Annotated in this window: 7 protein-coding genes, 1 tRNA gene and 2 pseudogenes; 1 reads left to right on the top strand and 9 read right to left on the bottom strand. The window is 59.1% G+C overall.

From position 1 onward, the window contains the following. A pseudogene (locus tag D8U82_RS28540) lies at positions 1-151 on the top strand (trans-aconitate 2-methyltransferase); the annotation flags it as partial. Positions 152-665: 514 nt separating this feature from the next. Here D8U82_RS28540 and D8U82_RS25300 read toward each other — a convergent pair. The 9 genes and pseudogenes from D8U82_RS25300 to atzF all read right to left on the bottom strand — a co-directional run. Next, positions 666-893 (bottom strand): annotated as a pseudogene (locus D8U82_RS25300) (transcriptional regulator); the annotation flags it as partial. Between the two features lie 59 nt (positions 894-952). After that, a complete protein-coding gene (locus tag D8U82_RS25295) occupies positions 953-1,360 on the bottom strand; it encodes a type II toxin-antitoxin system HicB family antitoxin (protein ID WP_024011974.1) in 408 nt (135 codons plus the stop codon). Between the two features lie 35 nt (positions 1,361-1,395). Next, positions 1,396-1,575 (bottom strand): type II toxin-antitoxin system HicA family toxin, encoded by a 180-nt coding sequence (locus D8U82_RS25290; protein ID WP_016771297.1) that lies wholly within the window; start codon positions 1,573-1,575, stop codon positions 1,396-1,398. Between the two features lie 436 nt (positions 1,576-2,011). Continuing rightward, a tRNA-Gly gene (locus tag D8U82_RS25285) sits at positions 2,012-2,085 on the bottom strand. A gap of 157 nt (positions 2,086-2,242) precedes the next feature. Continuing rightward, entirely contained in the window at positions 2,243-3,127 is an 885-nt protein-coding gene (locus D8U82_RS25280) for an alpha/beta hydrolase (RefSeq protein ID WP_016771295.1), read from the bottom strand. Positions 3,128-3,443: 316 nt separating this feature from the next. After that, positions 3,444-4,136 carry a pseudouridine synthase gene (locus D8U82_RS25275; RefSeq protein ID WP_123442935.1) on the bottom strand — a complete coding sequence of 231 codons (693 nt, stop codon included), beginning with the start codon at positions 4,134-4,136 and terminating at the stop codon, positions 3,444-3,446. Positions 4,137-4,169: 33 nt separating this feature from the next. Further along, on the bottom strand, positions 4,170-4,400 hold the full coding sequence (locus D8U82_RS25270) for a cysteine-rich CWC family protein (protein ID WP_016771293.1): 231 nt from the start codon (positions 4,398-4,400) through the stop codon (positions 4,170-4,172). Next, on the bottom strand, positions 4,393-5,880 hold the full coding sequence (locus tag D8U82_RS25265; protein ID WP_130903207.1) for a sensor domain-containing diguanylate cyclase: 1,488 nt from the start codon (positions 5,878-5,880) through the stop codon (positions 4,393-4,395). Before D8U82_RS25265 ends, D8U82_RS25270 begins: the two co-directional genes overlap by 8 nt. A gap of 280 nt (positions 5,881-6,160) precedes the next feature. Next, entirely contained in the window at positions 6,161-7,933 is a 1,773-nt protein-coding gene (atzF, locus tag D8U82_RS25260; protein WP_130903206.1) for an allophanate hydrolase, read from the bottom strand. Positions 7,934-7,954: the final 21 nt, after the last annotated feature.

The following is a 7,954-nucleotide window of genomic DNA, read 5'->3' as shown; positions in this document are numbered from 1 at the left end:
GTTGATTCCATTCCTGAGCCCATTGACCGAGGAGGAGCGGGCGCAGTATCTGCAGCGGTATCTGGCGGAAGTTGCCAAAACTTATCCGGCCTTGGCTGACGGCTCGGTGCTGCTGCCGTTTCCACGGCTGTTTATTGTTGCGACTCGCTGAATCACGCCTCTAACTTTCTTGAGTCCGCTACGTTATCTCAGGTCGGCGCATCCCTAGAAAGCAATCCGGTCGGTTCCCTCTCCCTCGGGAGAGGGCTAGGGTGAGGGGCCTCTTGGCGCATGCAAATCCGATCACCGCTGCACCGCCACCATCATCGTCCTCTGGCATCCTTTCAACTCGTTCACGCTGAACTCGTCGGAAATTTCCCTCTGTTTTCCAGGCTTTTACACGTGGTGCGCCATGGCTGTTTAAAGTCGAACCGCGTTACGTCCCGATGCCTACAAATCCTTGCGCCGCTGCCTACCGGTACGCCAGAATCCGCCGGCTTGTGCGCCTGGAGGGCGGTCGGTAACTTGGTTCGCGTCACTGATTTCCAGTGATCGGGTTTAGCAGCCCGGCCAGGATTGACCAACGGTTGCACATGTACCTTCCAGTCAGGCTTCGCCTGCACTTGATGGTGGCTGTGCGCATGGCACCCTCGGGTGCGCCGGGTTTTGGACTTCCTACCGGTCTGCTAAGGAATACGCAAGCCATCGTGCAGACGTTTGATCATTGCCAGACTCAGCTTGCGCTTGCGGTTCAATACTTCCGAAACATGGCCACTGGTGCCAATAAAGGACTCGAGATCCCGCGGCGTCAAGCCTTGCTGATCCATACGGAATTTGATGGCTTCAATGGGATCAGAGGGCGGCATCGGAAAATGCTGCTCCTCATACTTTTCAATCAGCAGAGCGAGAATTTCCCCAAACGTCAGACATGAAAAAACCGGCGACTGAGAGCCGGTTGGGCAGTAAGAATTTTTTAACCCTGCTGCAAGACCTTCAACGCCGCCGAAGCCAGAAACCCCGATCGGCTTTTCTCCTCAGGATGATGTAACACGTACTCATCAATGCGATTGAGCAAGTGCCCCGGCAGAGTGATGTTGAGCTTCTGTGCTTTGCCCAGGTATTTGACCACGTCGATATCCACTACCGCCCACGCACATCCGGCGTACTGCGGATTGGCGACATGCAGGCTCAATTTGCTGGCCGATGGAATCGGCGCACCGTCGTCTGCCAGAATTTCGAAATGACCTTCGATCGCCTCGCGCGCCATGGCGACAGCGTCATCAAGGTCGTCGCCGGCAGAAAAGCAGCCAGGAATGTCCGGCACTTCAACTCCCCAAGCGTGTTCCTCGTCGCCTATTGAAATCGCAATCGGGTAAAGCATGTTCGTGATCCTCCAAGGCAACGCTGAGAACGGATTCAGAGCATGGCCTGTTGCAAAATACTGATGGCCGTTTTTTTGAGCAGATCCTTTTTTGGATGCGGCACTGTTACCAATCCTGGTTTGGTTGGATGTTTGAAGTGATGATGACTGCCCCGAATACGTACCAGAAACCAACCGTCCGCGACGAGTTGTCCGATTAAAAAACGGCTGTTCACAACACCTCCCTGTGGTGTGCTTGGTGGTTACTATACCTACTGAATTCTACAGATCAATAGACTTGCTACCGTTCAGCCATTGTGGCGTCCGGCGAGGTGGTCAACCCAGTCTAGGCCGCGCGTGTTTGGAGGAACGATGGTTGTGTTGCAGTGTTTTGCGGTGACATTTACGCCGCAAAATGAAAGCAGATCGCTCAGCCAGTCATTGCGACTGATAGAGCGAGCTTACCCGTCGTTTCAACGAAGGAGGGCGACGTTGGTAGCGATCCTTCTCTGGATGATTTTCAGAGTCGCTGGGGTTCTTTTTGGAGCTGAAGGCTTTTCCTTGGAAACTGTCTTTCACCAACTTCCAGACACAAAAAAACCGGCCATCAATGCCGGTCTTTTCTATTCCTGCATCCCCCGTCAGACAACACAACGCGAGATCAATATTCGGTGGAGCGGGTAGAGGGAATCGAACCCTCATCTAAAGCTTGGGAAGCTTTCGTTCTACCACTAAACTATACCCGCTCAGAGCGGCTGACTTTGTACCAGACTCGGCCACGGATTTGAAGTTTTCTTTTCTCTGCGAGGGCTTTGCCGCGCAGAAATCGGTCGATCGCGAACAAGGACTGCGCCGGTGCAACAGGCACTTGCAGCTTGCAGCCTTGCCCGCGATGACGCTGTTTCAAATGGCCAGGGCATGGTGATCCTGCACAAACGAGTAGCGCGTTCGGCTGGCTTGCGGCGCAGGTTTCAGAAAGCCGAGCAGGGCGTTCTGGCTGTCGCGGCAGGCGGCTTTGTGCTCCATGTCGAGGAAGTGCCCGGTGGCTTGCAGGGTGGTAAAGCTGCTGTGCGCTACGTGATTGCCAAACAGGCGTGCGTCTTCAGCGGCGGTGTATTCGTCCCATTCGCCATTCAGGAACAGCACCGGCACGCTGATCTTTTTCGCCGCATTCAGATAGCACTGGCGATCGCTGTGCAGCACGTCGTTGATGTGAAAGTGCATCTGCCCGTACTCATGCTCGGCGAGGCTGCTGACATGGCGATAGTTGAAGCGCTTGAACAGCGACGGCAGGTGTTTGCCGATGGTGTTGTTGACCAGATGGCCGACCCGGTCGCCGTCGCGGCTGCCGAGGTAATCGACGCCGCGCTCAAGGTAATCGAGCATGTGCGCATTGATCACCGGGGAGAACGAGCTGATCACGGCTTTTTCGATGCGCCGCGGTTGCTGGGCGAGGGCGACCAGAGTGGCGGCGCCGCCCCAGGAGAACGACAGCACGTGTTCGGCGGCGAAGTGATCGATCAGCTCCAGCAGAATCTGCCCTTCGACTTCCTTCGTCAGATGTTTCTCATGCCGGTTGTGGGCTTTTGAGCGGCCCGCGTAGGGCTGGTCATAGCAGACCACGTTGAATTGCGGGTGCAGGTTTTTCACGGTCTGTGCAAACGACGCAGTCGTGGCCATCGAGCCGTTGACCAGAATGATGGTCTTTTCTGCGGCGTCTGCGCGATAGAACTCCGTGTAAACCCGATACTGACCCTGTATATCCAGCACAGCGATTTCTGGCCTCATGTCATAAGACTCCTGGCAAGCAAGCGGGTATGCGCGCAATCGAGATTGCACGAGCTTTGTGACAGGTAGGCATACGCCTGAAATTTGCTGGCCCATGTCGATCCGGTACGGCAGGTCGACGGGTGTTGTTATTGGCGGGCAGATTGCCGGCTGAGGCGCAGCCCTTGAGGGCAGACGACCGACAAAAAGTTTCTTGGAAGTATGTGGTGACTCATCGGTCACATTTCGGCCGACGTCCTTATTCAAGCAGGGGACTCAGGATCACGCAAGTGCCGTCGGCGAATTGTTCGACAACTTCGGCTGAGCGGTCGCCGGCTTAGAACAAATGAATCTCTTCGGTGCGCAAAGCGCGGTATTCGCCCGGTTTTAGCGCGTGATCGAGGGTCAGTTCGCCGATGGATTCGCGGTGCAGGCGCAGGACTTTGTTGTTGAAGAAACCAAACATGCGCTTGACCTGATGGTAGCGGCCTTCAACGATGCTCAGTCGCGCCGAGCGTGGGCCGAGCAGCTCAAGCTGCGCCGGTTGCGTGGTCAGATCTTCGAAAGCGAAGTAGATGCCCTCGGCAAATTTCAGCGCGTAGCTCGGGTCGATGTGCTGTTCGGTTTCGACGTAATAGACCTTCGCCAGTTTGGTTTGCGGCTGCGTCAGGCGCCGCGACCAGGCGCCGTCATTGGTGATCAGCATCAGCCCGGTGGTATTGAAATCCAGACGTCCGGCGATGTGCAGATCGTCCTTGTGCGGTTCATCGAGCAGGTCGAGCACGGTCGCATGCTGCGGATCGCGGGTGGCACTGACGCAGCCCGGGGGTTTGTGCAGCATGAAATAGCGCGCCGGTTTGCCGCTCTGCAGCACCTCATCGTCGACTTCGACCCGACTGAATTCCAGCACCTCACTGTGCGGGTCGCTGACGACTTTTCCGTCAATCCGCACGCGCTTTTCCACCAGCAACAGGCGAACCTGCTGACGGTTGTAGCGGGGCAGATTGCTGAGGAAGCGGTCGACGCGCATGGTCAGGATTCAACGGACGAAGGGCCGCGCATCTTACGGGATCGGCCGCCGGCCTGCTTGCAGTTGCGCTTCGACCTGTGCGCAGCGCGGGCACAGGCAGGCTTGATTGCGCAGTTCGGCCGGCAGCGCTTCGAGCACCGCCGGGTCGATAGTCACGCCATAGCACCAGCATTCGCGGTCGGCGGTGCGCGGGTCGGCGAGGCTGCAATCGTTGCGCGCACCGCAGGCCGGGCAGTGGTCGGGTTTGACGTCGTTATCAGGCATAGGTCGAGTGCGGCATTTCCATGCAGGTGCGGTTGCGCCCGGTTTGCTTGGCGCGGTACATCGCATGATCGGCCCGGGACAGCAGAGTGTGCAAGGTGTCATCGCGTTGCACGGTGGTGGCGCCGATGCTCACGGTCAGATGCAGGCTGTGGCCATCGTAGGCATATTTGTGTTGTTCGACGTGCTGGCGGATCTTCTCGGCAATTTTCTGCCCGGTCTCACCGTCGGTGTCTTTCAACAGAACGATGAACTCTTCACCGCCCCAGCGGCAGACGATATCGGCGTGACGCAGGCAACTTTGCAGGTCGCGGGCGAAACCGATCAACACCTGATCGCCAGCCATGTGGCCGTAGGTGTCGTTCAAGGCTTTGAAGTGGTCGAGGTCGAGCAACAACGCGGTCAGCGGCTTGGTTTCCCGTTGGGCCTCGTGCAGCGCTTGCGCGGCGAGGATGTCGAAGCCGCGTCGGTTCGGCAGTTCGGTGAGACTGTCGAGGGTGGCGTGCGCCTGAATCTTCGCCTGGAAGCGCTTGATCACTCGATTGAGCAAGGCCAGCACGATCAACGTCACCAGCAGGCAAATCAGCAGATTGAGATACAGCGACTGGCGGATCTCGCTCAGCGCGCCGTCCTCGCGTTTATCGACGAACAGGTACCAGTTCAACTCGGGGATAAACCGCACGTTGAGAAAGTGCCCCTGGCCCTGAGTGGAATATTCGTAGCTGCCGCTGTGCGGCTTGGGCAACTGGCTGACCAGACTTTTCATGCTCTCCAGTTCGCCAAGACTCTGGCCGATGTGCGCGCCTTCCGGGCCACCCTCGGCACCGGTCAATACGAGGCGGCCGAAAGTATCGACGAAGTACACGCTGCGTTGATAGCGCTGTTGATACTTGTCGATCAGCTTGATCACCGCGTCCACGGTCAGGCCCACGCCCGCGGCACCGATGAAGCGGTTGTGGTAGTCGTAGACCTTGTAGTTGATGAAGAACGTCAGGTTGTCCTTGTTGGCCAGATCCGGGTCGACGTTAATCTCGTACGGGTCCTGCATGTCGCGCACGCGGAAGTACCAGGTGTCGCGCGGTTCATCGACTTTGACCTGCTTGAGCACGCCCTTGGCGTGGTAGTAGGTGAGCGTGGCATTGGAAACGAAGAACGCCGTGTAGGCGCCGTAATGGGTCATGACCTCATCGAGATAGCGGGTCATCTGCTCGGGATTCTGCTCGCCGTCGACCACCCAGTCGCGCATGAACGTGTCACGGGACATCATTGAGGAAATCAGGATCGGCCGGACCAGGTCTTTCTGGATTTCCGAATAGACCGTGTCGGAGGTCAGTGGCAGTTCAGTGTTGACGATGTTGTCGCGGATCGACTCGCGGGACGCGAAGTAGCTCAACAGCGAGGTGGCGAGAAAGCCGGCGCCGAGCAGGGCGACGAGGGTGAGCACCAGTGAGCGTTGCGAGTACAAGGGAGAACGAAGCGGCATGGCAGATCCGTTGGCAGTGGCCCGATGGGATGCATTCTAGTGGGATGGTCGGGAAAACACTGCGGGATTTGTGCCTGAAATGGCGGGGGATATGACGTAGCGGTGTGTCAGGAAAATCGCAGCCCCTCACCCCAGCCCTCTCCCAGGGGAGAGGGAGCTGGATTGTGGGTGATGGAAAATCTGTGATCGACTCGGTATCAGCCAATGGCAACCGATGGACAATCGCCTCACCCTGGCCCTCTCCTGGGGGAGAGGGCCAGGGTGAGGGCGAGCTTTCGGATCAGCCCCGGGATGCCAGATACGCCCGCCATCCCCCCAAATGACTGATATCCACCGCACCCTCCAACCCATACGGCTCACAGATAAACCCGCTCTCCCAGCGCCCATCCGCCAGTTGCACCTTGCCCAGTCCCAGCGGCGCCGGAATCCCGGTGAGAAACGAGCCCAATTCGCTGCCCGGCAATTCCCACACTTCCACGGCAATCGCCACGCCGGCGTCCTTGACCCGCACCATCCCCGGCCGCAATGGCGGGCCGCCGGCGAGGGCGTGCAGTCGATAGTCCGGCGAACTGAACGTGGTTTCCAGCAAGCGCCCGCCACGCTGGGTCAGTTGCCAGTTCAACGCCAGCCCTTGCAGATGCGCGCCACACACCACCAATCGAGCGCGGTCATTGCGCGCAGGGTTTGCCGGAACTGGCAGGGCGCTGTCCTGCTGGCGCTGCAAGGCATCGGCCACGCTCAACAGATACTGATCGGTAAATACCCGCCCGAACAACGTCACGCCCCACGGCAAACCGTTGCCCATGAACGCGGTCGGCACGGCGACGGCGGCGTAGTCGAGCAGGTTCATGAAGTTGGTGTAATAGCCGAGTTCGGAATTGCGCAGCACCGGCTCGGCCGCAAGCTCGGCCAGGGTCACCGGACGGCCGATAGTCGGTGTCAACACGCAGTCGAGATTTTCCAGGGCCTCGTCGCAGAGGGCCTTCAGCGCCTGCAATCGATATTGCGCGCGAAAGGTCTGCACGCCAGTCACTGCGGGAGCCTTGGCCAGCACCGCACGGATCACTGGCAGCACCGCTTCGGGATTCTGCTCCATCAGCTCACCGGCGACGCTGTAACGCTCGGCGACCCACGGCCCGTCGTAGAGCAGGCGCGCTGCTTCGAGAAACGGCGAAAGATCGAATTCGACTGCCTCGCCCCCCAAAACCTTGAGCCGTTCGATGGCCGCTGCGAACAACTGTGGCCCCTCGCTGCAACCGAAAAACTCCAGATCCTGGGCCCGTGGCACGCCGAAGCGAAACGGTCGTGGCGCGCCGAATGCCGAGCTGTCGTTCCATGCCGGGTTGGGCCGGCTGTACTCATCGCGGGGATCGTGTTTTGCCGTCAACGCCAGCAACTGACTGGCCTCGCGTGCGGTGGCGGTGAAAGTGGTCACGCAGTCCAGCGTGCGGCACGCGGGCAAGACACCGGCGGTGGAGATCAGGCCTTTGCTCGCCTTCAATCCCACCAGATTATTCAGCGCCGCCGGCACCCGCCCGGAACCGGCGGTGTCAGTGCCCAAGGCAAAACTCGCCACACCCAGCGCTACCGCCAGGGATGAACCCGCGCTGGAACCGCCGGACGGATACTCCGCCAGCACACTGTTCGGGCACGCGCCGTAGGGCGAGCGGCTGCCATTGAGGCCTGTGGCGAACTGATCGAGATTGGTCTTGCCCAGCGGGATCGCCCCCAGCGCCAACAGTTGCTCGACGATGGTCGCCGACTGCTGCGGCACATAGGCAAACGCCGGGCACGCGGCGGTGGTGGGAATGCCGGCCAGATCGATGTTGTCCTTGATCGCGAACGGCACGCCGTACAGCGGCAGGCTGTCGAGGTCACGACCGTCGAGGGCGGCCAGATACGGCTCCAGTTCATCGACGCTGAGCAGGTGGATGAACAGGTGATAGTCGGGGTTTAGCGCAGCGGCTTTTTCGCGCAATTGCAGCAGCAGTTGGCGCGGTGTGGTATCGCCATTGCGATAGGCCTGGCGCAGTGCATCGAGTTGCAGATTCATCGGTTGATCCTTATAAAAAAT

It is taken from the genome of Pseudomonas sp. Sample_23, from assembly GCF_004307595.1.
In the GTDB taxonomy this organism is placed as follows: Bacteria; Pseudomonadota; Gammaproteobacteria; order Pseudomonadales; family Pseudomonadaceae; genus Aquipseudomonas; species Aquipseudomonas atacamensis.
This window is presented reverse-complemented; position numbering and strand designations above follow the sequence as displayed.

Coding starts and splice junctions, on each gene's coding strand:
- D8U82_RS25270 (WP_016771293.1), bottom strand. CDS start 4,400: ATGCCTGATAACGACGTCAAACCCGACCACTGCCCGGCCTGCGGTGCG.
- D8U82_RS25275 (WP_123442935.1), bottom strand. CDS start 4,136: ATGCGCGTCGACCGCTTCCTCAGCAATCTGCCCCGCTACAACCGTCAG.
- atzF (WP_130903206.1), bottom strand. CDS start 7,933: ATGAATCTGCAACTCGATGCACTGCGCCAGGCCTATCGCAATGGCGAT.
- D8U82_RS25265 (WP_130903207.1), bottom strand. CDS start 5,880: ATGCCGCTTCGTTCTCCCTTGTACTCGCAACGCTCACTGGTGCTCACC.
- D8U82_RS25280 (WP_016771295.1), bottom strand. CDS start 3,127: ATGAGGCCAGAAATCGCTGTGCTGGATATACAGGGTCAGTATCGGGTT.
- D8U82_RS25295 (WP_024011974.1), bottom strand. CDS start 1,360: ATGCTTTACCCGATTGCGATTTCAATAGGCGACGAGGAACACGCTTGG.